Source organism: Xanthomonas graminis pv. graminis, from assembly GCF_030168915.1.
Lineage (GTDB): Bacteria > Pseudomonadota > Gammaproteobacteria > Xanthomonadales > Xanthomonadaceae > Xanthomonas_A > Xanthomonas_A translucens.
In genome coordinates, this window is the sequence record NZ_CP076255.1 from 3,726,855 (window position 1) to 3,753,030 (window position 26,176).

The window sequence follows — 26,176 nt, forward strand, 5'->3', positions numbered from 1 at the left end:
GGGGAATCGGGAAGGGGAAATCGGACAACGACAGCGCGCTCCCGGCTCGATCGGGCCGGGGCGCAGGCACGGTGGCGGACGCGGCGCCGGCAATGTCGGTGCGGATGGGGGGTTCGCTTCCCCCTTCCCCATTCCCGATTCCCGGCCTCACCATCACTCCGGCGCGAAGAACTCGTTGCCGTGCATGTCCACCAGCTCCAGCGCACGGCCGCCGCCGCGGGCCACGCAGGTCAGCGGGTCGTCGGCGACCTGCACGTGCAGGCCGGTCTCCTCGGAGATCAGCCGGTCCAGGTCGCGCAGCAGCGCGCCGCCACCGGTCAGCACGATGCCGCGCTCGGCCACGTCGGCGCACAGTTCCGGCGGGGTCTGCTCCAGCGCCAGCTTGACCGCCGAGACGATGCCCGACAGCGGCTCGTGCAGCGCCTCGAGCACCTCGTTGGAGTTGATCTTGATCATCTTCGGCACGCCCTCGGCGAGGTTGCGGCCGGAGATTTCCATTTCCTGCACCTCTTCCTGCGGGTAGGCGCAGCCGATCTGCAGCTTGATCCGCTCGGCGGTGGCCTCGCCGATCAGCATGCCGTGGTTGCGGCGCACGTAGTTGGTGATCGACTCGTCGAAGCGGTCGCCGCCGATGCGCACCGACTGCGAGTAGACGATGCCGTTCAGCGAGATCACCGCCACCTCGGTGGTGCCGCCGCCGATGTCGATGACCATCGAGCCGCGCGCCTCGGTGACCGGCATGCCGGCGCCGATCGCCGCGGCCATCGGTTCCTCGATCAGGTACACGTCGCGCGCGCCGGCCTCCTCGGCCGATTCCTTGATCGCGCGGCGCTCGACCTGGGTCGAGCCGGCCGGCACGCACACCAGCACGCGCGGGCTCGGGCGCAGGAAGCGCGACTTGTGCACCTTCTTGATGAAGTGCTTGAGCATCGCCTCGGTGTAGGTGAAATCGGCGATGACGCCGTCCTTCATCGGGCGGATGGTGGTGATGTGGCCGGGGGTGCGGCCGAGCATCTGCTTGGCCTCGGCGCCGACCGCGGCCACCGAACGGGTGCCGCCAATCGCCCGATCCTGGCGCACCGCGACCACCGACGGTTCGTTCAGCACGATGCCCTGGCCACGCACGTAGATGAGGGTGTTGGCCGTGCCCAGATCGATGGACAGGTCGTTGGAGAACATGCCGCGGAGTTTCTTGAACATCGGGGAATTGAGTCCTGGGGAGTCGCGTGCCATCGCCGAATGGCGAAAAAATGGGCAGAAAACGAAGTCTGCTAGCGTAACAACCCACCTGGGTGCGGGCAAGGAAAATTCTCGCTAAAACCGCGCCTTGCATGCGCTCGCCCGGGCGCCGTCCATCGTGCTGGTGGCCCTGCCCGGCCGCAGCCGTTACCCTTTGCGCCGCGGCGACCCCGCAGCTTGCCCGCCTGAATGCGGGCTCATCCCTCCGCCAAGGCCTGCCCGATGTCCGCACTGATCTGTGGTTCCCTCGCTTTCGACACCATCATGGTGTTCCCGGACCAGTTCAAGAACCACATCCTGCCGGACAAGGTGCATATCCTGAACGTGTCGTTCCTGGTGCCGCGGATGCGCCGCGAATTCGGCGGCTGCGCCGGCAACATCGCCTACAACCTGCACCTGCTGGGCGGCGATCCGATCCCGATGGGCACGGTGGGCCAGGATTTCGGCCCCTACCGCGAGCATTTCGAGACGCTGGGCATCGACCTGTCGCAGGTCAAGGTGATCGAGGACCTGTTCACCCCGCAGGCATTCATCACCACCGACCACGACAACAACCAGATCACCGCGTTCCATCCCGGCGCGATGATGCGCAGCTACGAAAACCACGTGCGCGACGTGCCGGGCGTGACCCTGGGCCTGGTCGGCCCGGACGGGCGCGAGGGCATGCTCCAGAACGCCGAGGAGTTCGCCGCCGGCGGCATTCCCTTCATCTTCGATCCCGGCCAGGCGATGCCGCTGTTCAACGGCCCGGAACTGCGCACCTTCATCGAACAGGCCGACTACGTGGTGGTCAACGACTACGAGTCCAACCTGCTGCAGGAGCGCACCGGCTGGAACGAGCAGGACATCGTCTCGCGGGTGCAGGCCTACATCACCACCCAGGGCCCGAAGGGCGCGCTGGTGTACACCCCGGACAAGACCTACGACGTCCCGCCGGCGCACGAGCGCCGCGTGGTCGACCCCACCGGCTGCGGCGACGCGTTCCGCGCCGGCCTGATCTTCGGCATCGAGCGCGGCTGCGACTGGCTGACGATCGGGCGCATGGGCAATCTGATGGGCGCGTTGAAGGTGGAACATCCCGGGACCCAGAACCAGCGTTTCGACTTCGACGAGTTCAACGATCAGTTCAAACAGCAGTTCGGGTACGCGCTGTAAGGTCGGGACTCGGGACTCGGGATTCGTGAAAGCCGGGGTTCCGCCGCTTGGTTTTCACAAGAACCGCGCCGTGCGCGGTTTTTTGGTTTGACGGTCTGGAGCTGACTGGCAGGCCGGGCGTTGGGGGCCAGGATTGGGGAGTGGGATTCGCAAAAGCGGGGCTTGGGCTTAGCGTCTACGAGGGCCGCGCGATGCGAGGCTTTCGCCTAGGTGGGCCCGGAACGGATCCGCCGGGGCCACCCGCCCTTGCCAATCCCGACTCCCCAATCCCGGCTTTGCTGCACTGCGGTTTGAGCGCAGCGCCGGTTTGTGCGTCACTGCTGGTCTGGTTCCGGGTGGAACCGAGGATGCGCCACGTGTCGGAGCTGACTGTCGCCAACCTCACGCAGGCCAAGGCCGGGCCGTCGTGCGCCATCGAGGCCGAATCCGCATTGCTGGTGCGGATGCGCCATTTCCGCCAGATCGAGCCGTTGCCGCCGGCGCTGGCGCGTTCCTGGCAACGCTGTCTGGACGAGTACGGGCTAAACCCGGACACCCCCCCTTCGCCGATGGTCCACGACGGCAGCGGACTACGCGAGCGTCGGCAGCGGCTGGAGCAGGTGCTGCGCATCGCCAAGGTGGAGATGGAGAACCTCTACGAGCAGATCGCCGGCGGCGGCTATGCGGTGGTGTTCGCCGACGCCGAGGCGACCGTGCTGCACAGCGTGCAGGACCCGGCGCTGCTGCGCGAATTCCGCGAGACCGGGTTGTTCTGCGGCGCCAGCTGGGCCGAGCGCTACCAGGGCACCAACGGCATCGGCACCTGCGCGGTGGAACGCAGCGCGCTCGGCGTGCACCGCGGCGAGCATTACCTGATCCGGCACCTGCCGCTGTCGTGCAGCGGCGCGCCGATCCTGGACCCGCACGGGCAACTGCTGGCGGTACTGGACGCCTCCACCCCGGACGCCCGCGACACCAAGCTGGTGCAGCGCCACACCAGCGCGCTGGTGGGCATGTCGGCGGCGCAGATCGCGCGTTCGTATTTCCTGGAGCAGTACCGGCATGCGTGGATCCTGCGCTTCCACAGCCGCCCGGAGTTCGCCGGCCTGCTGCACGAGGCGCTGATGGCGATCGGCTACGACGGCCGCGTGCTCGCGGTCAACGAAGCCGCGCTGGAACAGCTCGGCAAGGGCGACCGCAGCCTGCTGGTCGGGCGCGACATCTCGCAGGTGATGCAACTGGATTTCGACACGGTGGAACAGCGCGCGCGCAACGACGCCAGCACGCTGTGGTCGATCCGCTGCGCCTGCCACGGGCGCCGTTTCTTCGCCCTGGCGCAGCCGCCGCGCCGCGACGCGGCCGCTGGCCGCGCGCACGCCGCCAGCGCCGACAACGGCGCCAGCGCCGACAACGGCGCCAGCGCCGACAGCGGCGAGGCCGCCTACGCCCGCGAACACGTCGGCTCCGATCCGCGCATGCGCCACAACCTGGACAACGCGCTGAAGCTGGCCGCGCATCGCGTGTCGATCCTGCTGTGCGGCGCCACCGGCACCGGCAAGGAGGAGTTCGCCAAGGCGGTGCACCGCGGCTCGCCGTGGGCGGCGCGGCCGTTCGTGGCGGTGAACTGCGCGGCGATCCCCGAGGCGCTGATCGAGAGCGAGCTGTTCGGCTACGCCCGCGGCGCATTCACCGACGCGGCGCGCGAGGGCCGCCACGGCAAGCTGCTGCAGGCCAGCGGCGGCACCCTGTTCCTGGACGAGATCGGCGACATGCCGCTGCCGCTGCAGACGCGGCTGCTGCGCGTGCTGGAAGAACAGAGCGTGACCGCCCTGGGTAGCGACCGGGCGATGCCGCTGGAACTGCACGTGGTCAGCGCCAGCCACCGCGACCTGATGCAGATGGTGGCCGCCGGCGAGTTCCGCGAGGACCTGTACTACCGCCTCAACGGCGTGGTGCTGCACCTGCCGCCGCTGCGCGAGCGCAGCGACAAGGCCGAACTGATCCGCACCCTGCTGCGCGAGGAGAGCGGCGAGCACCACGTGCGCATCAGCGAGGACGCGCTGCACAAGCTGCTCAGCTACGCTTGGCCGGGCAACCTGCGGCAGCTGCGCAACGTGCTGCGCACCGCCGCGGTGTTGTGCGCCGACGGCATGATCCGCATCTCCAACCTGCCGCAGGAAATCGTCGACGCCGACAGCGGCCCGTGCCTGGTCAACCGCGACGCGGTCGCCGCCGACGACATGCCCGGGCGCGTGGCCCTGGACAGCGCCGAACGCAGCGTACTGCAGCAGCAGCTGGAACGGCATCGGTGGAACGTCAGCCGCACCGCCGACGCGCTCGGCATCAGCCGCAACACCCTGTACCGCAAGCTGCGCAAGCATGGGTTGGCGACGGCTTGAGTGCAGGCGCGAAGCTGTTCGATCACGCCATTTCCTGTACCCATCTCCTGTAGGAGCAACTGTCTTCTCATCCGATAACCTCACGCCATGGTGTGCGATCTCGTGCCATGGCGTTGAGTCGGATAAGCAGCACGCGCATGCATGCGGTGATGGCGACCTTGGCGGGCTTGCCGCGTGCCCGTAACTGTTGATAACGCTCCTTGAAGGAGGCTTGAGTGCGCACAACGCTCCAACAGGCCATGTACAGCACTCGTCGGATCGTGGCACGCCCGCCGCGGATGCGGCGTTTGCCGCAGTGCTGCCCGCTGTCCACGTTGTAGGGAGCCAGGCCGACCAGGGCCGCGATCTGGCGACGATCCAGCGTCCCCAGTTCGGGCAGATAGGCCATCAGGCTGGCGGTGGTGACCTCGCCGATGCCCGGGACCGTGCCCAGGGCGTGCGCCAGCGCATCGTCGAGCTGGCACCGCACCTGCTTGATCGCCTGGTTCATCCGCTGGATACGGCGGCGCACGTCGCCGATCTGCTCGATCAGGCACGCGCGCACCATGGCCAGGGTCGCCTGATGCAAGCGACGGCGCTCGTCGTCACGTTGCTGGACCAGTTGCTCGCGGCGCTGGACCAGCATGCGCAGTTGCTCACGCAAGGGATCGGGAGCCGGCGCGGGCGCTTGCACCAGGTGAGCCATGCGCGCCAGCAAGGCCGCATCCAGCGGATCGGTCTTGGCGGTTGTGCCCAAGGCCGTGGCGAAAGCGCGTGCCCGGCGCGGATTGATCCGGGTCACCGGGATCCCTGCCGTGGCCAGTGCCGTCATCACCGCCCGTTCGTAGCCGCCGGTGGCCTCCAGCAGCGCGTTGCCGACGCAGTGCCCGGCAAGGTGGTCGCACAGGCGCTGGTGGCCCTGGGCGGTATTGGGAAAGGACAGCAACTGGTCCAGGGGAAGCACGTGGACGGCCAAGGTGTCCTTGGCCACATCGATACCGATCCAAAGAGGCATAAGCGTTAGGTAGACTGGGGGACAGGAGAGAGCCACCTCGTCGCTGCCCACGCTTGTGAAGTTCGAGCGAACGCTCGTTCAACTGTTCGGGCTAGGCAACGAGGTCGATGTGCGGCCGCCCTGGCTCCTACACGTGCTTGAACACTACGGCCTGTCGGCGTGCCGCACATCGCTCTCCACTCAAACTGTAGAGCAATCTCCAGACACAAGCGGCTTCAGACGCGACAGGCGCCCGGTCGCGGCTGAAGCCGCTCCTACGGGAACGCGCGCGCCATCCCGGCCCCATCCCGATAAGATGCCCGCATGACTTCCTATTCCGGCTTCAGCGCCCCGGCCAAGAAATCGCTTGGCCAGCACTTCCTCAGCGACCGCCACTACATCGACAGCATCGTGCGTGCGGTCAATCCCAAGCCCGACGAACTGCTGGTCGAGATCGGCCCCGGCCAAGGCGCGATCACCTTCCCGCTGCTGCGCCGCCACGGCCGCCTGACCGTGATCGAATTCGACCGCGACCTGATCGCGCCGCTGACCGCCGCGGCCGAAGGGGTCGGCGCACTGACCATCCTCAACCGCGACGTGCTGTCGGTGGATTTCGCCGAACTGGCCGGCGCCGGCCGCATCCGCCTGGTCGGCAACCTGCCCTACAACATCTCTTCGCCGATCCTGTTCCATGCGCTGGACCACGCCGCGGCGATCGCCGACATGCACTTCATGCTGCAGAAGGAAGTGGTCGATCGCATGGCCGCGGGGCCGGGCAGCAAGGTCTACGGCCGGCTCAGCGTGATGCTGCAGGCGTATTGCGAAGTGACCTCGCTGTTCGTGGTGCCGCCGGGCGCGTTCCGGCCGCCGCCGAAGGTCGATTCGGCGGTGGTGCGGCTGGTGCCGCATGCGCCGCAGGACATCGGCATCGGCGACCGGCGGCGCTTCGCCGACGTGGTGCGCGCAGCGTTCGGGCAGCGCCGCAAGACCTTGCGCAATGCGCTGGGCGGGGTCTGCGACGCGGCCCAGTTCGAGGCCGCCGGGGTGCGCCCGGATGCCCGCGCCGAGCAGCTGGAGGTCGCCGATTTCGTACGCCTGGCCAACGTGGCGCAGGCCTGAGCGCACAGCGCGATCCGCATCCGCGCGCGCCGACGCCGTAGACACTCACGGCGCGGCCAGCGCAGACACAGCAGCGCGCACTGCCTGCAGCGCGCTCGTAGACAGCGCGCAGTCCATTCCTGCACCGGCTTTGCTTACACTGTAGGGCATGAACGATGACGCACCCTATCGGATCGAGGTCGAAGTGTCGCCCCGGTTCCTCCACGACCAATCGGCGCCGGAGGACGGACGCTATGCGTTCGCCTACACCATCCGCATCCACAACCGCGGCCGCGTCGCCGCGCGGCTGATCGCCCGGCACTGGGAAATCACCGACGCCAACGGCCGCGTGGAGCGCGTGGACGGCGACGGCGTGGTCGGCGAACAGCCGCGGCTGCGGCCCGGCGAGGACTTCCGCTACACCTCCGGGCTGATGCTGGAAACCGAGCACGGCACGATGCGCGGCCACTACGACATGGAAGCCGACGACGGCACCCATTTCGTCGCACCGGTCGCACCGTTCGTGTTGGCCATGCCGCGGACCCTGCACTGATGGCATCGGCATGAGCGTGTGGGCCATCGGCGACCTGCAGGGTTGCTACGACATCACCCAGCGGCTGCTGGAAAAGATCCGCTTCGATCCGGCGGTGGACCGGCTGTGGTTCTGCGGCGACCTGGTCAACCGCGGCGGGCAGTCGCTGGAAACCTTGCGCCTGGTGCACTCGTTGCGCGCACACAGCGTGGTGGTGCTGGGCAACCACGACCTGTCGCTGCTGGCGATCGGCGAGCGCAGCCTGGACGAGCAGCGCAAGGTCAATCCGGACCTGCAGCGCATCGTGCTGGCCGAGGACCGCGACGAACTGCTGACCTGGCTGCGCATGCAGAAACTGCTGCACGCCGACCGCGAACTGGGCTGGATGATGATCCACGCCGGGCTGGCGCCGAAGTGGACCACCACCCTGGCGGAGAAGCATGCGCGCGAGGTCGAGCAGCAGCTGCACGGCAGCGGCTACCGCAAGCTGTTCCGCAACATGTACGGCGACCGCCCGGCCTGGTCGCCGGGGCTGACCGGCTACGACCGCTCGCGCGCGATCATCAACCTGTTCACCCGCGCCCGCTATTGCACCCCGCGCGGGCGCATCGCGATCGAGGAGAAAGGCACGCCGGGCACCCAGGCGCAGGGCCTGTATCCGTGGTTCGAGGTGCCTGGCCGCGTCGAGCGCGACCTGAAGATCGTCTGCGGCCACTGGTCCACGCTGGGCCTGACCATCACCCAGGGCGTGCACGCGATCGACACCGGCGCGGTGTGGGGCGGCAAGCTCACCGCGCTGCGGCTGGACAGCGAAGACCTGCAGGTGGTGCAGGTGCCGGGACGCCCGATCGAAGGTCCGCCGCCGGTGCAGCGCACGCGGCCGCCGCGGCGCAGGACCGGCGGTGGGCGCGGTGCGGGTGGTGGTGCTGCCGCTGTATCGCCGCCGCCCGATCAGGAATGACGGCCACGCAGACTGCCAACGTGTAGGAGCGGCTTCAGCCGCGACAGGATCTCGCCGGTCGCGGCTGAAGCCGCTCCTACAACACGCCGCGCCGCCCGCACGAATCCGCTACGGCATGCCACGCCTGCGCCGGTAATCGACGAATGCGAACGCCAGCGCATGCTTGGCATCGGCCGCGTGCGCCTGCCGCGCCACGACCTCCCACTTCGCCGGATCGAACATCGGAAAATGCGCATCGGCGCCTTCGACCAGCGTGTCCACATGGGTCAGGTACAGCATCTCGGCGTGCGGCAAGGCCAGCGCGAAGATGTCGCCACCGCCGATCACCGCCAGCTCCCCGGCGCCGCTGGCCTGCGCCGCCTCGATCGCGGCCGGCAGCGAAGCGACCGCCTGCATGCCCTCGAACGGCACCTGCCCGGAGCGCGTCAACACCAGATTCAGGCGCCCCGGCAGCGCGCGGCCCAGCGACTGCGCGGTCTTGCGCCCCATCAGCACCGGCTTGCCCAGGGTCAGCGCCTTGAAGCGCTTCAGATCGTCCGGCAAGCGCCACGGCAGATCGTTGTCGCGGCCGATGGCGTTGCCGCGATCGAGCGCGGCGATCAGGGTTATTCGGGACTCGGGACTCGGGACTCGGGACTCGTCCCTGCCCGTCCTCGCCGATGCCACCGCTGTTGCATTTTCCGAGTCCCGAGTCCCGAGTCCCGAGTCCCGCCGCCTCATACCGCCACCGGCGCCTTGATCGCCGGATGCGGGTCGTAGCCCTCGATCGCGATGTCGTCGTAGGTGAACGCGAACAGGTCGCTGACCGCGGGATTCAGGCGCAGCGTCGGCAACGGCCGCGGCGTGCGCGCCAGCTGCTCGCGCGCCTGCTCGAAGTGGTTCGAATACAGGTGCGCATCGCCCAGCGTGTGCACGAAATCGCCGACGCCCAGGCCGGTGGCCTGCGCCACCATGTGGGTCAGCAACGCGTAGCTGGCGATGTTGAACGGCACGCCGAGGAAGATGTCGCCGCTGCGCTGGTACAGCTGGCAGCTGAGCTTGCCGTCGACCACGTAGAACTGGAACAGACTGTGGCACGGCATCAGCGCCATCTGCGGCAATTCCGCCACGTTCCAGGCGCTGATCAGTAAGCGCCGCGAATCGGGATTGCGCTTGATCTCATCCACCAGCCATTGCATCTGGTCGATCTCGCGGCCGTCGGCGCCGGTCCAGCGGCGCCATTGCTTGCCGTACACCGGACCAAGTTCGCCCTGCGCGTCGGCCCACTCGTCCCAGATGCTGACTTTGTTGTCCTTGAGGTAGGCGATGTTGGTTTCGCCCTTCAGGAACCACAGCAGCTCATGCACGATCGAGCGCAGGTGCAGCTTCTTGGTGGTCACCAGCGGGAAGCCGGCGTTGAGATCGAAGCGCATCTGCCAGCCGAACACGCTGCGCGTGCCGGTGCCGGTGCGGTCGGATTTCTGCGCGCCGTGCTCGAGCACGTGGCGCAGCAGGTCCAGGTAGGCCTTCATGGCGTGGTGTCCACTGCCACCGGCACCGGCTGCAACACCGGCGCGCGGCGCGAGCGCCACAGCAGGAACAGGCCGAGCAGGATCAGCGGCGTGCTCAGGATCTGGCCCATGGTCAGCCAATGGAACGCCAGGTAGCCGATCGGCGCATCCGGCACGCGCACGAACTCCACCGCAAAGCGGAACACGCCATACAGCAGCGCGAACAGGCCGGACACCGCATAGCGCCGGCGCGGCCGCAGCGAGAACGTCCACAGCAGCGCGAAAAGCAGCAGGCCTTCCAGCGCCGCCTCGTACAGCTGCGAGGGATGCCGCGCGAACTTGTCCAGCGCACCGCTGGCGTACTGCGCCTGGATCTGCGCCAGCGGCCAGTCCTGCAGCTCCGGCGTGCGCGGGAAGATCACGCCCCAGCCGGCGTTGGTGAACTTGCCCCACAGCTCGCCGCCGACGAAATTGCCGACGCGACCGAAGCCCAGCCCCAACGGCACCAGCGGCGCGACGAAATCCATGGTGTCGAAGAAATGCAGCCGCGACTTGCGCGACCACCAGGCCGCCGCCACCAGCACGCCGATCAGGCCGCCGTGGAAGCTCATGCCGCCATCCCAGACCTTGAAGATCAGCAGCGGGTTGGCCAGGAAATCATGCAACGCGTAGAACAGCATGTAGCCGATGCGCCCGCCGAGCACCACGCCGAGCATCGCGTAGAACAGCAGGTCGGAAAACCCGTCCATGTCCACGCCGGGCAGGCGGCCGGCGCGGATGCGCAGCCGGCCCAGCCACCAGGCCGAGGCGAAGGCGGCCAGGTACATCAGCCCATACCAGTGCACCTTCACCGGGCCGAGCGAGAAGGCGATGGGATCGATCTGGTGGAGATAGGTCATGAGGAGAGCGTCGGCCGGAGGGCGAGGGTCGCCTATTCTGCCACCGGCGCCGGTCACTACCATGGTCTTGGTCGACTTGAACGGTGCTCTCCTTCATCTGCCGGCAGGCGCAAGCGTCTGCCACTGGCGCCGGCCACTGCCCTGGTCCTGGTCGAATTGAACGGCGCCAGCCTTCATCTACCGGCAGGCGCAAGCGTCTGCCACTGGCGCCGGCCACTGCCCTGGTCCTGGTCGAATTGAACGGCGCCAGCCTTCATCTACCGGCAGGCGCAAGGGTCTGCCATCAGCACAGGCTGCTGCCGCAGTCGCGACGGGCGCAGCCGCGCTACGCCTCAGCTGCGGGCCGGCGCGACCCGCATCGCAGCGCGTCATGCCGCGGCGGCGCTCAATCCAGCAGCTGCGGCATGTTCGGCAGTTCGTCGCGCTCGGCCTGGCCCGGCTGCGCGGGGAAATGCGCGGCCAGCAAGGCCGACACCGCCGCCACCCCGGCGATCACCGCCTGCTCGGGCTGGCCGGCGCGCATGTCGCGCTCGATCAGCGCGCAGACGTCGCGCCATTGCGCTTCGTCCACACGCCCGCGCAGACCGCGATCGGCCACGATCTCGATCCGGTGGTCGGCCAGCAGCAGGTAGATCAGCACGCCGTTGTTGGCCTCGGTGTCCCAGGTGCGCAACTGCGCGAAGGCCTGCTCGGCGCGCGTGCGCGGCGCCATGCCGCGCAGCAGCGCCGCCGGCGCCAGCGCCGATTCGACCGCGAACATCACCTGGCCGCGGTGCAGCCGTTCGCCGTCGGCGATCGCCGCGCCGATGCGCTCCAGGCTGGCGTTGGGGAACAGCCTGCGCGCTGCCGGCGCGAACAGATGGCGAAGCAGCCGCATCACCAACTCCCCGAGGCGCCACCGCCTCCCGAACTGCCGCCACCACCGCCCCAACCGCCGCCACCGCCACCGCCGAAACCACCGCCCCCTCCGAAACCACCGCCACCGAAGCCGCCCCCGAAGCCGCCGCCCCCCCAACCACCGCCGCCGCCACCGCCGACCGAGCGGCCCGGCGAGACGCACGACAGCAGGCCCAGCACCAACCCGATCGCGCCAGTCAGCGCAGCGACGAACAGCGACAGGCTCAGCAACAGGCCCACGCCGCCGCCGGCGACCGCCGCCAGCACGCCGCGCAGCAGCCGCGGTGCGCGTGCGAACAGCAGTTGCGCGACGAAGGCGGCGAACAGCCCGGCGAAGAAACCGAGCGGCAGCTTGCCGCCGGAACGTGATTCGGCCGCGTGCGTGCTCACTGGCGGCGGCAGCTGTTCGCCGTCGATCAGCTTGACCAGCATCGCGGTGGCCTCGGCGATGCCGCCGCTGTAGTCGCCGGCGCGGAACCGCGGCACCAGGTACTCCTGGATGATGCGGTTGGCGGTGACGTCGGGGATCGCGCCTTCCAGCCCATAGCCGGGCTGGATGCGCACCCGCCGATCGTCCTTGGCCACCACCAGCAGTACGCCGTCGTCCACGCCCTTGCGGCCGATCTGCCACTTGTCGAACACGCGCTGGGTGTACTGCTCGATCGTCTCCGGCGCAGTGGTCGCGACCACCAGCACCTGCAGCTGGCTGCCCTTGCGCTGCTGCAACTGCACCGCTTGCTGCTCCAGCGCGAGGCGCTGGGTCGGCTGCAGGGTGCCGGTGGTATCGACCACCGGCGTGTCCAGCGGCGGAATCGGCGCTTCGCTGGCCGCTTGCGCCCAGGCCAGCAGCGGCAGCAGCAGCGCCAGCAGCAGCGCTCCGATCCAGGCACGCCGGCCACGACGCGCAGGACGCTGGCGGGTGATCGCATCGCTCATGGCAGACTCCTGCCGGCGCAATCGCGCGACGGCATCGAAGGAAGGGAACCGCAGCGTCGGCATGACCAGGAACGCGACCGGCGTCGCTGCGCCAACAGCGCGGTTGCAGCCCATGCTCGCTCGTCGCGACACAGGCCAGCGCGCAGCGGCGACAGCATCGCCGGCGCCGCTGTGCGCTGCAGCGCGCTTACTGCGCCGGTGCCGGCTGCGGCGACTGCGGCGGCTTGGGCGGCGCCGGCTGGCCACCGAAATTCACCGCCGGCGCTTCGGAGATCTGCGCCTCGTTGGCCACGGAGAAGTTCGGCTTTTCCTTGTAGCCGAAGATCTTCGACGTGATCACCTGCGGGAACGAGCGGATGTAGGTGTTGTAGTCCTGCACCGCCTGGATGTAGCGGCCGCGCGCCACCGTAATGCGGTTCTCGGTGCCTTCCAGCTGCGCCTGCAGGTCGCGGAACGACTGGTCGGACTTGAGGTTGGGATAATTCTCGGTGACCACCAGCAGCCGCGACAGCGCGCTGGACAGCTGGCCCTGCGCCTGCTGGAACTGCTGCAGCGAGGCCGCATCGTCGGCGTTGACCTGAACCTGGCCGACCCGCGCGCGCGCATTGGTCACGTCGGTCAACACCTGCCGCTCCTGGTCGGCATAGCCCTTGACCGTGTTGACCAGGTTCGGGATCAGGTCGGCGCGGCGCTTGTACTGGTTCAGCACCTCGGACCAGCCGGCCTTGACCGCCTCGTCCTTCTGCTGGATCGCGTTGTAGCCGCAACCGGACAACAGCACCGCGACGGCGGCGAGCAACAACGAGCGGGACAACAGGCGCATGGCGCTCTCCGGGGTAAAGACAGGGCGCAGCTTGCCACGCCCCCCGTGAAAACGCAGCCGCGACCGCGTCAGCCGTTCACCACTGGCCGGCGCCGGGCACGTGGTGCGCGGCGGCGCGGCGGCGCATCAGCAGGTTCAGCCATTCCACCAGCACCGAGAAGCCCATCGCCGTGTAGATGTAGGGCTTGGGCACGTGCACGTCCAGGCCGTCCAGGATCAGCACCACGCCGATCATCAGGATGAAGGCCAGCGCCAGCATCTTCACCGTCGGGTTGGCGTCGATGAAGCGGCCAAGCGGGTTGGCCGCCAGCAGCATCACCGCCACCGCCAGCAGCACCGCCGCCACCATCACCGGGATGTGCTGGGCCATGCCGACCGCGGTGATCACCGAGTCCAGCGAGAACACGATGTCGATCACCGCGATCTGCGCGATCACCATCCAGAACACGCCCGAGGCCTTGCTGGTGGTCGGATCGGCGTCTTCGCCGCCGGTGATCATCTCGCGGATCTCCATCGTGCCCTTTACCAGCAGGAACACGCCGCCGACGATCAGCACCAGGTCGCGCACCGAAATGCCCATGCCGGCGACGCTGAACAGCTCGCCCTGCATCCGCGCCAGGAACGCCAGCGACACCAGCAGCGCGATACGGGTCAGACACGCCACCGCGATGCCGAACTTGCGCGCCGCCGGGCGTTGCGCCTCGGGCAGCTTGCCCACCGCGATGGAGATGAACACCAGGTTGTCGATGCCCAGCACGATTTCCAACGCGCTCAGCGTCAGCAGCGTCAGCCAGGTGTTGGGATCGGCGAGAAACTCGAAAGCCATGGGGTCGAATCCTTATAACGGTAAAAAAAGACAGGCGCAGGTCACAGCAGGCGCGGCAGCAGGATCAGCCCCCAGCACAGCGCGACATTGGCCAGCATCAGCAACACCGCGGCCGAGCCCATGTCCTTGGCACGGCCGGCCAGTTCGTGGTGCTCCGGCCCGTAGCGCTCGATCACCGCCTCGATCGCGGAATTGAGCAACTCCACCGCCAGCACCAGCAACAGCGAGCCGATCATCAGCGCCTGCTGCACCGGCCCCTGCCCCAGCCACAGCGCCAGCGGCGCCAGCAGCACGAACAGGCACGCTTCCAGCCGGAACGAAGACTCGTGCAGCCAGGCCGCGCGCAGCCCCTGGTAGGACCAGCGCAGCGCCATCAGCATCCGGCGCGGCCCGCGCGGCAGGTGCCCGAATTGGTCGGCCATGGATCAGCCCCGACCTGCGGAACGGAAACGCGACGGCGACGGCCGGAAGGGAACGGTCATGGGCGATGGCGAAGCGGGCTAATTGGCAATTTTGCCACAAGCCCCCGCCCGTCGCAGGCAAAATCCGCCGCCGGCAGCGGATTTGCCTGCAGCGCAGCGCCTGCGGCACCATCGACGCTCAATCGTGGTCTGGAGGTGCTTCATGTCCCGTTCGCCGCTGCGCACCGCGCTGCTCGCCAGCTGCCTGTTCCTGCTGGGCTTGCATTCGGCCCTGGCGATTCCTCCGGCCGTCGCACCGAAGATCCCCGAACAGGTCTCCAGCCCGGACTGGGCACAGGACATGCAGCGCTTCGCCCAGGCCGATGCGGCGCATCCGCCCAAGCGTGGCGGCGTGCTGTTCGTCGGCAGTTCCTCGATCCGCTTCTGGACCTCGCTGGCCAGCGATTTCCCGGGTGTGGACACGCTCAACCGCGGCTTCGGCGGCTCGGAGATCCGCGACAGCACCTGGTACGCCGACCGCATCGTGGTGCCGTACCGGCCGCGCCTGATCGTGTTCTACGCCGGCGACAACGACCTCAACAGCGGCCGCAGCCCGCAGCAGTTGCGCGAGGATTTCCTGGCCTTCGTGGCGCGGGTGCGCCGCGACCTGCCCACTACCCGCATCGCCTACCTCTCGATCAAGCCCAGCCCGGCGCGCACGGCGCTGCTGCCGCAGGTAGCCACCGCCAACGCGCTGATCCGCAAGGCCGCGGCGGGGCTGAAGCAGGTGGACTTCATCGACGTGTACACGCCGATGCTCGGCGCCGACGGGCAACCGCGCGGCGACCTGTTCGGCCCGGACCATCTGCACATGAACCCCGCCGGTTATACGCTGTGGCGCGACATCGTGCGGCCGTACCTGACGCGCTGAGCGCGCCGCCGTTTCAGGCGATGCGGCTTCGGGCGATCCGGCGGTTCACTTGACCGGATCGAAGCGCACGGTGGCGGTGGTGCCGCCGCCTTCGGCGCTTTCCAGCCCGATCCGCCAGCCGAAGCGCTCGCATAGCCGGCGCACGATCGACAGGCCCAGTCCGGTGCCCTGCGGGCGGTCCGGCTCGGCGCGGAAGAAGGGCTCGAATGCGCGCTGCAGCGCTTCGCTGGACATGCCGATGCCGGTATCGCGGATGCTGATGCGGTCGCTGCCGACCTCGACCTCGATGCTGCCCGCGTCGGTATAGCTGCAGGCGTTGCGCAGCAGGTTGCTGACCACCACGTGCAGCACCCGCGGCGGCGCATGCAGGCGCGTGGCGGCGACGACGCTGACGCGCAGCGTCACCGGCTTGCCGGTCAGCAGTTCGCGCGCGTTCTCGGCCTCGTACTCGACCACATCGGCGACCTCGAAGGTCTCGCTCTGCGGCACCACATCCGCCTCGCGCGCCAGGATCAGGAACGCGTCGATCACCGCTTCCATGTCGCGGCCGGCGCGCTGGATGCGCTGCAGGCTGCGGCTCAGCCGCGGCGACAGGTCCGGATCGGTCATGGCGATGTCGCTGGCGACGCGGATCACGGTCAGCGGCGTGCGCAGTTCGTGGCTGGCGTCGCGGGTGAAGTTGCGCTCGCGCGAGACGTGATCGGTGACGCGCAGGGCCAGCGAGTGCAAGGCGGCGGCCAGTTGCCGCGATTCGCCCTGCACGTCGGCCGGCAGGTTTTCCGGCGCCAGGTCGGCGGTGGACGGATGCCGCGGATCCCATTGCGACACGCGCCGCGCCAGCCAGTTCACCGGCGACAGCAGCCGCCGCGAGGCGCGATGGGTCAGCCATCCCACCACCACCACCGCGACCAGGGTCAGCAGCGCCGGCACGATGCCGAACCAGAACGCCAGGCGCTGCGCCTGCGCGCGCAGGAACACCAGGTACAGGCGCCCGGCCTTGGTTTCGTCGACCAGCACCATTTCGCCACCGGGGCGATTCTCGTGCAGGCCAGGATCGAGGCCGCGCAACTGTGCCGGCACCGCCGCATCCGATTGCCCGGCCGGCACCAGATAACCGCGCAGGTTATGGCTATTGGGCGGCGGCTGCGCCGGGGACTGCGCGTGCAGGCGCCAGTAGTGCGCGGCTTCCTCGCGCATCACCGATCCGATCAGCGAGTGCTGCACGACCGCCACGACCAGGTAGCTGCCCAAGGCGACGATGCAGGCCGCGAACAGGATCCGGGCGATCAAGGCAAGGCGGATTTTGCGCGGCAGACCGTGCGGCATTAAAGCTTCCGTTTCTTTTCGCCGCGATTATAGGAGGGCGAATCGTAAATCCGCCGTGCAAGCAGGCCCCGGCGCCGGGGCCTTCCGCTTAACGAAAAGCGGTACCGCTCAGCTCATCGGCTGGGCGATGTCGGCGATGCGGTAACCGGCGCTCTGCACGGTGTGCAGCAATGGCCGGTCGAACGGCTTGTCGATGATCTTGCGCAGGTTGTACAGATGGCTGCGCAGGGTGTCCGAGTCGGGCAGGCCGTTGCCCCAGATCTCGCGCTCGATCTCCTGGCGGGTGACCACCCGCGGCGACTCGCGCATCAGGATGGTCAGCAGGCGCAGGCCGATCGGCGACAGCTGCAGTTCGGTGCCGGCGCGGGTCGCACGCATGCTCACCGGGTCCAGCACCAGGTCGGCCACCTTCAGCACTTCCGAGCCGACCTGGCGGCGCTCGCGGCGGATCAGCGCCCGCAGCCGCGCTTCCAGTTCCTGGATCGCGAACGGCTTGGTCAGGTAGTCGTCGGCACCGAAGCCCAGCCCGGTGAGCTTGTCGTCGAGCGTGTCGCGCGCGGTCAGCATCAGCACCGGCGTGGACTTGCGCGCGTCATTGCGCAACCGGCGGCATACCTCGATGCCGTCCAGGCGCGGCAGCATCAGGTCCAGCACCACCACGTCGTAACTGTTCTCCGCCGCCAGACGGTAGCCGTCCAGGCCATCGCAGGCGTAATCCACTTCGAATCCGCGGCCTTCCAGGTATTCGCCGATCATCTCGGAGATGTTGCGGTTGTCCTCGACGACCAGAACGAGTCCGGAGGTTTCCTTGGTCTGACGCATAGAGCTTCCTCAGTCTTCAGCTTTGTGAAACATGCCGGAAGCCCGGTGGTGATCGCGTGAAGAACGCGTCATCTGCATGAGCGGCGCAAACATCAGCCGCCGATCAAGGGCTTGAGCTTGGGCCACACATTGTCCAGCAGCTTCGGCTGGCCGGCGGCGGTGGGATGCAGCCCGTCGTCCTGCATCAGCGCCGGGTTCAGCGCCACGCCCTCCAGCAGGAACGGCAGCAGCCCGGCCTGGTACTGCCTGGCCAGGTCGGCGTAGACCGCGCGCAGCCGCTGCCGGTACGCCGGCCCGTAGTTCGGTGGCACGTCGATGCCCAGCAGCAGCACCTTCGCGCCGGCGTCACGGCTGAGCACGATCATCTTCTCCAGATTGCCGCGCAGCTCTGCCGGGGTCAGCCCGCGCAGCGCGTCGTTGCCGCCGAGTTCGATCACCACCACCGCCGGGCGGTGTTTGTGCAGCAGCGCCGGTAGCCGGGTCAGCGCGCCGGAAGAGGTCTCGCCGCTGATGCTGGCGTTGACGACGGCCGGTGGCGCCTGCATCTGTTGTTGCAGGCGGCGCTCCAGCAGCGCCACCCAGCCGGACTGGACCGGGATGTTGTGCGCAGCGCTGAGGCTGTCGCCGACCACCAGCACCGGCCCCGCCGCACCTTTGGCACAGGCGATGGCGGGCAGCAGCAGACACCATGCCAAGCAGGCCAGGAGCCAGGCGCTGCGCGTCCAGGCAGGCGTTCCTTTCGTATCGTTGCCACGCATCCGGAGATTTCCTCATCGACAGTCTGGCCCCCACTCCCCGCACCGGCATCGCGATCGACGTACGCGATGTCGGCAAATCCGTCAGCGGACCGGAGGGCACGGTCCACATTCTCGACAAGGTCGGATTGACCATCGGTGAAGGCGACAGCGTCGCCATCGTCGGCGCGTCCGGTTCCGGCAAGACCACCCTGCTCGGCCTGCTCGCCGGCCTGGACCTGCCCACGCGCGGCGAGATCGTGCTCGCCGGGCAGTCGCTCAACGCGCTGGACGAGGAAGCGCGCGCCGCGCTGCGCGCGCGCGAAGTCGGTTTCGTGTTCCAGAGCTTCCACCTGCTGCCGTCGCTGACCGCCGCCGAAAACATCGCGCTGCCGCTGGAACTGGCCGGGCGCGAGGATCCGGCGAGGGTACGCGAGGTGCTGGAGGCGGTGGGCCTGACCGCGCGGGCGCGGCACTACCCGCGGCAGTTGTCCGGCGGCGAGCAGCAGCGCGTGGCGCTGGCGCGCGCGTTCGTGGCGCGGCCGCGGATCCTGTTCGCCGACGAACCCACCGGCAGCCTCGACCAGGCCACCGGCCAGCAGATCAGCGACCTGCTGTTCGCGCTCAACGCCGGCAGCGACACCACCCTGGTGCTGGTCACCCACGACCTGCGCCTGGCGCAGCGTTGCGAGCACCGCTACCGGCTCGACCGCGGGCGCCTGCGCCAGGCCGAAGCGGTGGCTGACGCATGAACGTGCTGCGCCACGCCGCGCGCGCGCTGCGCCGCGAGCTGTTCGCCGGCGACCTGCTGACCGTGTTCGCCGCGCTGGTGCTGGGCGTGGCGGTGATGACCGCGGTCGGCACCCTGGTCGATCGCGTCACCCTGGCGCTGACCGGCAGCGCCGCCGAGGTGATCGGCGGCGATCTCGGCGTGACCGGACGCCAGGACATCCCCGCCGCGTTCGCCGCAGAAGCGCAGCGCCGCGGCCTGCGCCACACGCGCCTGGTCAGCTTTCCCAGCGTGCTGTTCCATGGCGACGCCAGCCAGATGGCCAACATCAAGGCGGTCGCCGCCGGCTATCCCTTGCGCGGCGAATTGCGGGTCGCGCGCGATACCGCCGGCGCCGGCAGCGAGCGCGCCGGCCCGCCGCCGCGCGGCCAGGCCTACGCCGATCCGCGCCTGCTCGAGGCGCTGGGACTGAAGCTCGGCGACGACCTGGAGTTCGGCGCCGGCACGCTGCGCGTGACCCGGGTGCTGCGCGCCGAGCCGGACGCCTCCGGCGAGCTGATGCAGCTGTCGCCGCCGCTGTTGGTCAACCGCGCCGACGTCGATGCCGCCGGCCTGCTCGGCCCCGGCAGCCGCGCCTCGTACCGGCTGATGTTCGCCGGCGCACCGGGCGAGATCGCTGCGCTGCGCCAGTGGCTGGCGCCGCGCGCCAACGCCTTCCGCCTGGTCGGCATCGAGGACACCCAGCGCGGCGTGCGCGGCGCGTTCGACCGCGCCGGCCGCTTCCTGGCGCTGACCGCGCTGCTGGCGGTGCTGCTGGCCGGCGTCGCCACCGCGCTGGCCGCCAACCGCTTCGCGCTGCGCCGCATCGACACGGTGGCCGTGCTGCGCTGCCTGGGCGCGCGCCAGCGCGACATCCTCGGCGCGCTGGCGCTGCAGTTGCTGCTGCTGGCGATCCCGGCATGTGCGCTCGGCGTGGGCCTGGGCATGCTGGCGCAGCTTGGCCTGGTCGAAGCGCTGGGCAGCCTGATCCCGAACCGGCTGCCGCTGCCGCAGGCGACCCCGGCGCTGGCCGGCGCCGGCATCGGCCTGGTGCTGCTGCTCGGCTTCGGCCTGCCGCCGCTGCTGCGGCTGCGCAACGTGCCGCCGATGCGCGTGCTCAACCGCAGCTTCGCCGCGCTGCCGCCGACCTCGCTGCTGGTCTACGCCGCCGCACTGCTCGCCACCGTGGTGCTGGCGGTATACGCCACCGGCGATGGCGTGCTCGCGGCCTGGGTGCTGGGCGGGCTGACCCTGCTGGCCGCGCTCGCCGGGGCGGTCGGCAGCCTGCTGCTGGTGCTGCTGCGGCGGCTGCAATCGCGCCTGCGCGGGCCGTGGAAGCTGGGCCTGGCCGCGCTGACCCGGCGCAGCGCGCTGAGCGTGGTGCAACTGGTCGGGCTGTCGCTGTCGCTGTGCGCCTTGCTGCTGCTGGCGGTGATCGGCCCGGGCCTGCTCGGCCAGTGGCGCGACCGGCTGCCGGCGGACACGCCGAACTATTTCCTGATGAACATCCAGCCCGACCAGGCCGAGCACGTGCTCGGCACGCTGCGCGGGCTCGGCGTCACCGACGCGGCGGTGGAGCCGTTCAGTACCGGCAAGCTGGTGGCGATCAACGGCAAGCCGCCGCAGCGCCAGCAGCAGGGTCCGGAAGACGATGGCGACGGCGCCGACCGGCCGATCAATTTCTCCTGGCGGCATGAATTTCCCGCCGCCAACCGCCTGCTGTCGGGCCGTTTCTGGGCCGCCGGCAGCACCGCGGCGGAAGCCTCGGTGGAAGAAGCCTGGGCGCAGCGCTACGGCCTCAAGCTCGGCGACCGCATCACCCTGTTGCTCGGCGAGCAGCAGCGCAGCTTCACCGTGACCAGCGTGCGCAAGGCCGACTGGGATTCGTTCCGGGTCAATTTCTTCCTGCTGCTCAACGCCGGCGCGGTGCAGGACGCGCCGTACAACCTGATCTCCGCGTTCCACCTGCCGCGCGGTTCCGCGGCGCAGCTGAGCGGCCTCAGCCGCAGCTATCCGAACGTGTCGCTGCTGGACATCGACGCGATCCTGGGACGGGTGCGTGAGGTGATCGACCAGGTGGCGCAGGCGGTGCAGCTGGTGATGGGCTTCAGCCTGCTGGCCGGCGTGCTGGTGCTGCTGGCGGCGCTGCAGGCCACCGCCGGCGAGCGCCGCTACGACAGCGCGGTGCTGCGCACGCTGGGCGCGCGCCGCGGCCAGCTGCGCGGCGCGGTGCTGGTGGAATTCGGCGCGCTCGGCCTGCTCGCGGCGCTGCTGGCGGTCGGCGCGGCGGCGGCGATCGGCGTGGTCGTGGCCAAGCAGGCGTTCGACCTGGCGCTGTCGCCGCCGTGGCCGGCGCTGCTGCTGGGCGGGGCCGGCGGCGTGCTGCTGAGCCTGCTCGCCGGCTGGTCGGGCACGCGCCGCATCCTGCGCACGCCGCCGGCGCTGGCCCTGCGCGAGAGCTGAGCGTGCGCGGCGATCGCGGCGCACACGCAGCTGCCGCGGGGCGGCCACCGTTGGCGGCGCGGCGACTGCGCGCAAGATGGTGGCTGCAAGCGCCGCCGCTTACCGGCACAATCGCCATTCCCATGTAGAGCATGCTTGGCCGATGAGCGACACCCTCTCCCGCAATGGCACGCCGTACCTGGCCTGCATCATGGCCGAGACCCGCAGCGGGCCGTACTACATCGCCACCGCACCGACGCCGCAGGCGCTCGAGGGCTTGGGCAGAACCCTGCGCGAGCGCAACAGCGTGCGCGGAGAGACCGAAGATCCGGTCGCCATCCTTGCGGTGTGGTACGAGGAGTGCGAGAACGAAGTGGCCGCATTGCTGCGCGCCGCGGAGATCTCCCAGCTCAGCCATTGCTGGCAGCGCGGCCTGATCGAGTCGTTCAATCCGCAGTGGCTCGATCTCAGCGGGGTATCGGTCGGTTTTCCCTGGATCTTCACCCTGCCCGAGCGCAAGGGCTTGAGCTACCACCTGGTGACCGACCTGTAGGCCGGCGCCGCCGCGTAATGCGTGCACCGGGAAAAAAGGGAAGGCGCCACTCCCGGCCGCCGTCCCACCTTGGCGCTGCGCCGGCAGCAGCGTTCAACGCGCGGCGGACGCCGGCTCCACCCACTGCGCGAACACCGCAGCGATCTTCGCATCGGCCACCGGCTTGCCCTGCTGCACCGCCTCGGCCTGCTCGAACAGCGGCACGATCATCGCCATGCCGTCGAGGCTGGTCTTCAGGTGCACGCCCGGCGGCTTGCCGAGGAATCCGTCCCAGTGCGCGCGCACCCTGGCCCAATAGCCCTGGGTCGCCTTCCAGTAGGCGTAGGCCGGGGTGAAGTCGACATCGCCGGTCTTGACGTAGTCGTTGAAGCCGAATTCGCGCGCGATCGGCTGCTGGCTGCCGTCGGGCTTGCGCAGCACCTTGGTGTTGAACTGCTCGTGGGTCCAGCCGGCCGGGGTCAGCGTGTGCCGGTTGATCACCGCCAGCGCGTTGTAGTCGCGGCGCTTGGTGTATTCGCGCCGCGGCAGCGGGCGCCAGCTCAGGTCGCTGGCCCAGGTCGGGTGGCCGTCGGCATAGTCCCAGCGGCCGGTGCCGCAGTAGCGCGGCGCATCGCTGACTTCGTACACGCACTGGGTCCAGGCGCCGCGGGTGGTCGCCGCGGCCAGTGGGCGCACCTGCCAGGTCTGGTCGGCGCTGAATTCGAAACGCTGCGGCGCTTCGTAGCGCCAGTCCTGGCGCCAGTGCTTGGTCACATGGCCGCTCTTGGGATCGACCAGCAGGTGCTGCAGCACCACCTTGCGCGGGCCGTCTTCGACCACGATCACCACTTCGTTGGCGCCGCTGCGCATCGCCGATGCGCGCGCGTAGCCTGGCGTGAGCAGCACGGTCTCGTCGAAGGCGAAATCCACGGCGTACTCGCCCTGCATCGCCAGGATGCTGGCGCGGTCGCGTTGCGGATCGGCGTCCTCGGCGTGGGCCAGATTGGTCGCGGCGAGCAGGAGCAGGGACAGCAGCGGTGATTTCATCGTCGTGATCGGTTCGCGGTGGCGGAGCAAAAATTTGCAGTAACGCGCGCTACAGGCGCAGCAACGGCCACGGCCGTTGCGGGTCGTGACGCGCGGCCGGCAGGCCCAGGCCGGCGCGGGCGCAGCAGCAGTCGTCGACCAGCACTTCGCCCTCGGCCGCTTCCAGCCGCGCGATGCGCCGGGCGATGCTGGCGCCCAGCGGCGACACGCTGGCGACGCTGGCCGCCAGTGCGCCGTCGCTGGCGTGCAGGCGCAACGCCCGCGCGCGCCAGCTGTCGCCGCTCAGGCGCCCGGCCACGCGCCGCCACAGGCGTTCGGCGACGCCGGCATCGGTGCTGTCGCTGTGCACTGCGGGCAACGCCGACAGCAAGGCGTCCCATGCGACGAAATCGCTGTCCGGCAGCAGGTACAGGCGCCAGCAGCAGCGTTGCTGGCGATCGTAGAAGCACAGGCTTTCGAGCAGTCCGTCGCTGTCCACGCCGAGCTGCGCGCCGACCCGCAGCGCATGGTTCCAGCCCATCAGTTCGGTGCCCAGCTGCGCGCGGTACAGGCACAGCACGGTGCCCAGCGCCGCCAGCTGCGCCGGGTGCGGCAGCGGCGCGGATGCGGCGATCCGGATCGCGTCGGCGCTCGCTGGCGCGGCCTTGCGCATACGCCGCTACCAGTCCAGCGCCAGGCTGACCGAGACGTTGCGTCCGGCGCCGGTATAGCGGTCGAGCACGCTGCTGCTGGCCAGGGTCGCGCTGGGCAGCGTGTTCCAGTCGATGTAGCGGCGATCGGCCAGGTTGAACACGCCGACGTTGAGCCGCGCGCCGGGAGTGAAGTTCCAGTACGCGAGCAGGTCCAGCGTCGCGTAGCCGGATGGGGTGTAGTACGTCGCCAGTGCCGGGCGTTGCTTCTTCGCCACGAAGGTCCCGACCAGTTGCGCGCTCCAGGTCTCGCGATCGTAGGCCATGCCAAGCACGCCGCGCAGCGGATCGATCGAATTCAGCGGCGTGGCGTCGGTCTTGTTGTCGCCGCGCGCATAGGCGGCGCTGGTATGCAGCGACCAGCCGGCCCAGCGTGCGGACAGCGCGCCGAACTCGACGCCGGCCCTGGCCTCCACGCCCTTGATCACCACGTGATCGACGTTGCGCGACTGGTACAGCATCAGGCCGTCGGCGTTGTAGCCGACGAAGCTGTAGGACTCAATGAAGTCGCGGTAGTCGTTGTAGTAGCCGCTCAGGCCGAAATAGCCGGCCGCCGCGGTGTAGCGCAGGCCCAGTTCGGCGCCCTTGCTGGTCTCCGGTTTCAGGTCCGGATTGGCGATGGCGGTGTAGCCGAACTGCAGGTTGCTGAAGCCGATGTTGACGTCGTTGTACGGCGGCGCGCGGAAGCCGTGCGCGTAGTTGGCGTACAGCGACCACGCGTCGTCGATGCGCCAGATCGCGCCGAGCTTGGGCGAGACGTTGCTGTCGGTGACGCTCTCCGCGGCCACGCCCGGGTTGTCGGCGGCGAAGATCGCATCGACCTGCGGCGACAGCCGGTAGTAGTCCAGGCGCACGCCCGGGATCAGGCTGAAGCGGCCGTCGACCAGGCGCATCTCGTCCTGCAGATAGGCGCCGGCCTTGCCGGTCTCGGTGACCGGGAAATCGCGCACCGGGAACGTCTCCACGCCCACGGTCTTGCTGATCGCGCCGGTCGTCAGGTTCTGCACGTAGCCGTCGCGCTTTTCGTGGGTCTCGCTCCACGACAGGTCGATGCCGTAGCTGACGTCGTGGACCACGCGGCCCTGGTCCACCCGCTTGTGCAGGTTGGCCTGCAAGCCGTACAGGCGCTGGTCGAAGTCGTGCTGCATGTGCCGCAGGGTGGTGGTGCTGCGGCGCTCGTCGGTGCGTTGCAGGCTCAGGCTGTCCTGCCGGTACAGCTGCCACTGCAGGTCGTCGGCGAGCAGCGTGTCGAGCTGGTCCACTTCGTGGGTCAGCGACACGCGGGCGCGGGTCTGGTGGTCGCGGCCGCGCTGCGACAGGATGCTGGAACTGACGTTGCTCAGCGCATCGATGCTGGAATAGTCCTCGTTGCCTTCCATGCTCAGCTTGAAACGCTGGTTCGCGCTCGGCGCGTAGACCAGCTTGCTGAGCAGGCTGCGGCCGTCGCTGTGGAGCGGATTGGGCGCGGTGCGCGCCGCGCCGGTGCTGCGGTCGTCGCCCTGGGTCTGGCTTTCCTGGCCCTGGCGGTGGCTGACCGCGGCCATGCCGCTCCAGCGCTCGCCGCCGAACGCGACCAGCGCGCCGGCGAACAGGCCGTCCCAGTCGCTCTCGTAGCCGAACTTCAGGCCCACGTAGCTGTGCTTGCCCGGCGCCAGGTAGTCGGCCGGATCCTTGGTCACGTAGGCGACCACGCCGCCGAGCGCATCGGAGCCGTACAGCGAGCTGGCGGGACCGCGTACGATCTCGACCCGCTTGAGCGTTTCCATATCGACGACGTTGCGGTTGGCGTTGAGATAGTTGCCGAAGCTGAAACTGTCCGCGACCGGGATGCCGTCGGGCTGGATCAGCACGCGGTTGCCGTCCAGGCCGCGGATGCGGATGCCGCCGATGCCGCTGAAGCGGCCGCTATTGCCGGTGACCGCGACGCCGGGGGTGTAGCGCAGCAGGTCCTTCAGGTCGTACACCAGTTCCTGGTCCATCTGCTCGCGGTCGATCACATCGACGCTGCTGGGCACCTCGACGATGGCGCGCTGGGTGCGGGTGGCGGTGACCTGCAAGCGCTCGAAGTCGCGCGGCGTGGCGCCACTGGCGGTGTCTGCGGCAGCGGCATGCGCGCAGGCGGCAAAGGCCAGCCACAGCGCACCGGTGAGCGGAGCGGTACGGATCATGGAAGTCATCGGTGGGTCGCGAAAAGTCCCGGCCACGCCGGCACGCAGGCCGGCGCAGGGGCCGAGGAGAGCAACAGTCGCGACTGCGGGCGGCCGCGGCGGACCCAT

General features: G+C 69.3%; 25 protein-coding genes. 9 read left to right on the forward strand and 16 right to left on the reverse strand.

Annotated elements, in window-relative coordinates; translation table 11 throughout:
* Positions 1 to 153 precede the first annotated feature (153 nt).
* The gene (locus KHF85_RS16200) at positions 154 to 1,200 is read right to left on the reverse strand and encodes a rod shape-determining protein (RefSeq protein ID WP_003465837.1); all 1,047 of its coding nucleotides are present in this window, start codon (positions 1,198 to 1,200) and stop codon (positions 154 to 156) included.
* A gap of 261 nt (positions 1,201 to 1,461) precedes the next feature.
* On the opposite strand from KHF85_RS16200, the gene KHF85_RS16205 reads away from it, so the two are divergent.
* Positions 1,462 to 2,394 carry a carbohydrate kinase family protein gene (locus tag KHF85_RS16205; RefSeq protein ID WP_284567445.1) on the forward strand — a complete coding sequence of 311 codons (933 nt, stop codon included), beginning with the start codon at positions 1,462 to 1,464 and terminating at the stop codon, positions 2,392 to 2,394.
* Positions 2,395 to 2,750: 356 nt separating this feature from the next.
* Positions 2,751 to 4,772: a sigma-54-dependent Fis family transcriptional regulator gene (locus KHF85_RS16210; protein ID WP_284567446.1), complete on the forward strand. Its 2,022-nt coding sequence runs from the start codon at positions 2,751 to 2,753 to the stop codon at positions 4,770 to 4,772.
* Between the two features lie 67 nt (positions 4,773 to 4,839).
* Here KHF85_RS16210 and KHF85_RS16215 read toward each other — a convergent pair whose 3' ends face one another.
* The gene (locus KHF85_RS16215; RefSeq protein WP_284566813.1) at positions 4,840 to 5,766 is read right to left on the reverse strand and encodes an IS110 family RNA-guided transposase; all 927 of its coding nucleotides are present in this window, start codon (positions 5,764 to 5,766) and stop codon (positions 4,840 to 4,842) included.
* 303 nt (positions 5,767 to 6,069) lie between these two features.
* On the opposite strand from KHF85_RS16215, the gene rsmA reads away from it, so the two are divergent.
* From rsmA to KHF85_RS16230, 3 genes are all read left to right on the forward strand, one after another.
* Complete coding sequence (rsmA, locus tag KHF85_RS16220) at positions 6,070 to 6,864, forward strand: 16S rRNA (adenine(1518)-N(6)/adenine(1519)-N(6))-dimethyltransferase RsmA (protein ID WP_039007616.1); 795 nt, start codon at positions 6,070 to 6,072, stop codon at positions 6,862 to 6,864.
* A 148-nt stretch (positions 6,865 to 7,012) separates the two neighbouring features.
* A complete protein-coding gene (apaG, locus tag KHF85_RS16225) occupies positions 7,013 to 7,396 on the forward strand; it encodes a Co2+/Mg2+ efflux protein ApaG (protein WP_284567447.1) in 384 nt (127 codons plus the stop codon).
* A 10-nt stretch (positions 7,397 to 7,406) separates the two neighbouring features.
* Positions 7,407 to 8,336: a symmetrical bis(5'-nucleosyl)-tetraphosphatase gene (locus KHF85_RS16230; RefSeq protein ID WP_284567448.1), complete on the forward strand. Its 930-nt coding sequence runs from the start codon at positions 7,407 to 7,409 to the stop codon at positions 8,334 to 8,336.
* A 108-nt stretch (positions 8,337 to 8,444) separates the two neighbouring features.
* Here KHF85_RS16230 and KHF85_RS16235 read toward each other — a convergent pair whose 3' ends face one another.
* The 8 genes from KHF85_RS16235 to KHF85_RS16270 form a co-directional block, all read right to left on the reverse strand.
* On the reverse strand, positions 8,445 to 8,945 hold the full coding sequence (locus KHF85_RS16235; RefSeq protein WP_284569580.1) for a dihydrofolate reductase: 501 nt from the start codon (positions 8,943 to 8,945) through the stop codon (positions 8,445 to 8,447).
* 107 nt (positions 8,946 to 9,052) lie between these two features.
* Entirely contained in the window at positions 9,053 to 9,847 is a 795-nt protein-coding gene (locus tag KHF85_RS16240) for a thymidylate synthase (RefSeq protein ID WP_284567449.1), read from the reverse strand.
* On the reverse strand, positions 9,844 to 10,725 hold the full coding sequence (gene lgt / locus KHF85_RS16245) for a prolipoprotein diacylglyceryl transferase (RefSeq protein WP_284567450.1): 882 nt from the start codon (positions 10,723 to 10,725) through the stop codon (positions 9,844 to 9,846). The genes KHF85_RS16240 and lgt overlap by 4 nt, the downstream gene beginning before the upstream one ends.
* Positions 10,726 to 11,110: 385 nt before the next feature.
* Entirely contained in the window at positions 11,111 to 11,602 is a 492-nt protein-coding gene (locus KHF85_RS16250; protein WP_284567451.1) for a TPM domain-containing protein, read from the reverse strand.
* Complete coding sequence (locus tag KHF85_RS16255; protein WP_284567452.1) at positions 11,602 to 12,558, reverse strand: TPM domain-containing protein; 957 nt, start codon at positions 12,556 to 12,558, stop codon at positions 11,602 to 11,604. The genes KHF85_RS16250 and KHF85_RS16255 overlap by 1 nt, the downstream gene beginning before the upstream one ends.
* A 187-nt stretch (positions 12,559 to 12,745) precedes the next feature.
* The gene (locus KHF85_RS16260; protein ID WP_284567453.1) at positions 12,746 to 13,381 is read right to left on the reverse strand and encodes a LemA family protein; all 636 of its coding nucleotides are present in this window, start codon (positions 13,379 to 13,381) and stop codon (positions 12,746 to 12,748) included.
* A gap of 76 nt (positions 13,382 to 13,457) precedes the next feature.
* Entirely contained in the window at positions 13,458 to 14,207 is a 750-nt protein-coding gene (locus KHF85_RS16265; protein WP_039007622.1) for a TerC family protein, read from the reverse strand.
* 41 nt (positions 14,208 to 14,248) lie between these two features.
* Entirely contained in the window at positions 14,249 to 14,629 is a 381-nt protein-coding gene (locus KHF85_RS16270) for a diacylglycerol kinase (protein WP_053837695.1), read from the reverse strand.
* Positions 14,630 to 14,831: 202 nt separating this feature from the next.
* Between KHF85_RS16270 and KHF85_RS16275 the strand changes: the two genes are divergently transcribed.
* A complete protein-coding gene (locus tag KHF85_RS16275) occupies positions 14,832 to 15,539 on the forward strand; it encodes an SGNH/GDSL hydrolase family protein (protein WP_284567454.1) in 708 nt (235 codons plus the stop codon).
* A gap of 45 nt (positions 15,540 to 15,584) precedes the next feature.
* Here the strand turns inward: KHF85_RS16275 and KHF85_RS16280 are convergent, their stop codons facing one another.
* From KHF85_RS16280 to KHF85_RS16290, 3 genes are all read right to left on the reverse strand, one after another.
* Positions 15,585 to 16,865, reverse strand: coding sequence for a sensor histidine kinase (locus KHF85_RS16280; protein ID WP_284567455.1), 1,281 nt, complete (start codon positions 16,863 to 16,865; stop codon positions 15,585 to 15,587).
* 108 nt (positions 16,866 to 16,973) lie between these two features.
* Complete coding sequence (locus tag KHF85_RS16285) at positions 16,974 to 17,687, reverse strand: response regulator transcription factor (RefSeq protein ID WP_003481607.1); 714 nt, start codon at positions 17,685 to 17,687, stop codon at positions 16,974 to 16,976.
* Positions 17,688 to 17,779: 92 nt separating this feature from the next.
* Positions 17,780 to 18,445, reverse strand: a complete 666-nt coding sequence (locus KHF85_RS16290; RefSeq protein WP_284567456.1) for an arylesterase — start codon at positions 18,443 to 18,445, stop codon at positions 17,780 to 17,782.
* Between the two features lie 125 nt (positions 18,446 to 18,570).
* Between KHF85_RS16290 and KHF85_RS16295 the strand changes: the two genes are divergently transcribed.
* The 3 genes from KHF85_RS16295 to KHF85_RS16305 all read left to right on the forward strand — a co-directional run bounded on the left by KHF85_RS16295 (position 18,571) and on the right by KHF85_RS16305 (position 22,185).
* The gene (locus KHF85_RS16295; protein WP_004426017.1) at positions 18,571 to 19,173 is read left to right on the forward strand and encodes an ABC transporter ATP-binding protein; all 603 of its coding nucleotides are present in this window, start codon (positions 18,571 to 18,573) and stop codon (positions 19,171 to 19,173) included.
* A complete protein-coding gene (locus KHF85_RS16300) occupies positions 19,170 to 21,653 on the forward strand; it encodes an ABC transporter permease (protein ID WP_284567457.1) in 2,484 nt (827 codons plus the stop codon). The genes KHF85_RS16295 and KHF85_RS16300 overlap by 4 nt, the downstream gene beginning before the upstream one ends.
* A 142-nt stretch (positions 21,654 to 21,795) precedes the next feature.
* Complete coding sequence (locus KHF85_RS16305; RefSeq protein ID WP_003481616.1) at positions 21,796 to 22,185, forward strand: GIY-YIG nuclease family protein; 390 nt, start codon at positions 21,796 to 21,798, stop codon at positions 22,183 to 22,185.
* A gap of 93 nt (positions 22,186 to 22,278) precedes the next feature.
* On the opposite strand, the gene KHF85_RS16310 is transcribed toward KHF85_RS16305, so the two are convergent.
* From KHF85_RS16310 to KHF85_RS16320, 3 genes are read right to left on the reverse strand one after another with little or no spacing between them, the layout of a single operon-like run.
* Positions 22,279 to 23,211: a DUF6607 family protein gene (locus tag KHF85_RS16310; protein ID WP_284567458.1), complete on the reverse strand. Its 933-nt coding sequence runs from the start codon at positions 23,209 to 23,211 to the stop codon at positions 22,279 to 22,281.
* A gap of 49 nt (positions 23,212 to 23,260) precedes the next feature.
* Complete coding sequence (locus KHF85_RS16315; RefSeq protein WP_284567459.1) at positions 23,261 to 23,863, reverse strand: ChuX/HutX family heme-like substrate-binding protein; 603 nt, start codon at positions 23,861 to 23,863, stop codon at positions 23,261 to 23,263.
* 6 nt (positions 23,864 to 23,869) lie between these two features.
* Positions 23,870 to 26,068, reverse strand: a complete 2,199-nt coding sequence (locus KHF85_RS16320) for a TonB-dependent hemoglobin/transferrin/lactoferrin family receptor (protein ID WP_284567460.1) — start codon at positions 26,066 to 26,068, stop codon at positions 23,870 to 23,872.
* Positions 26,069 to 26,176 lie beyond the last annotated feature (108 nt).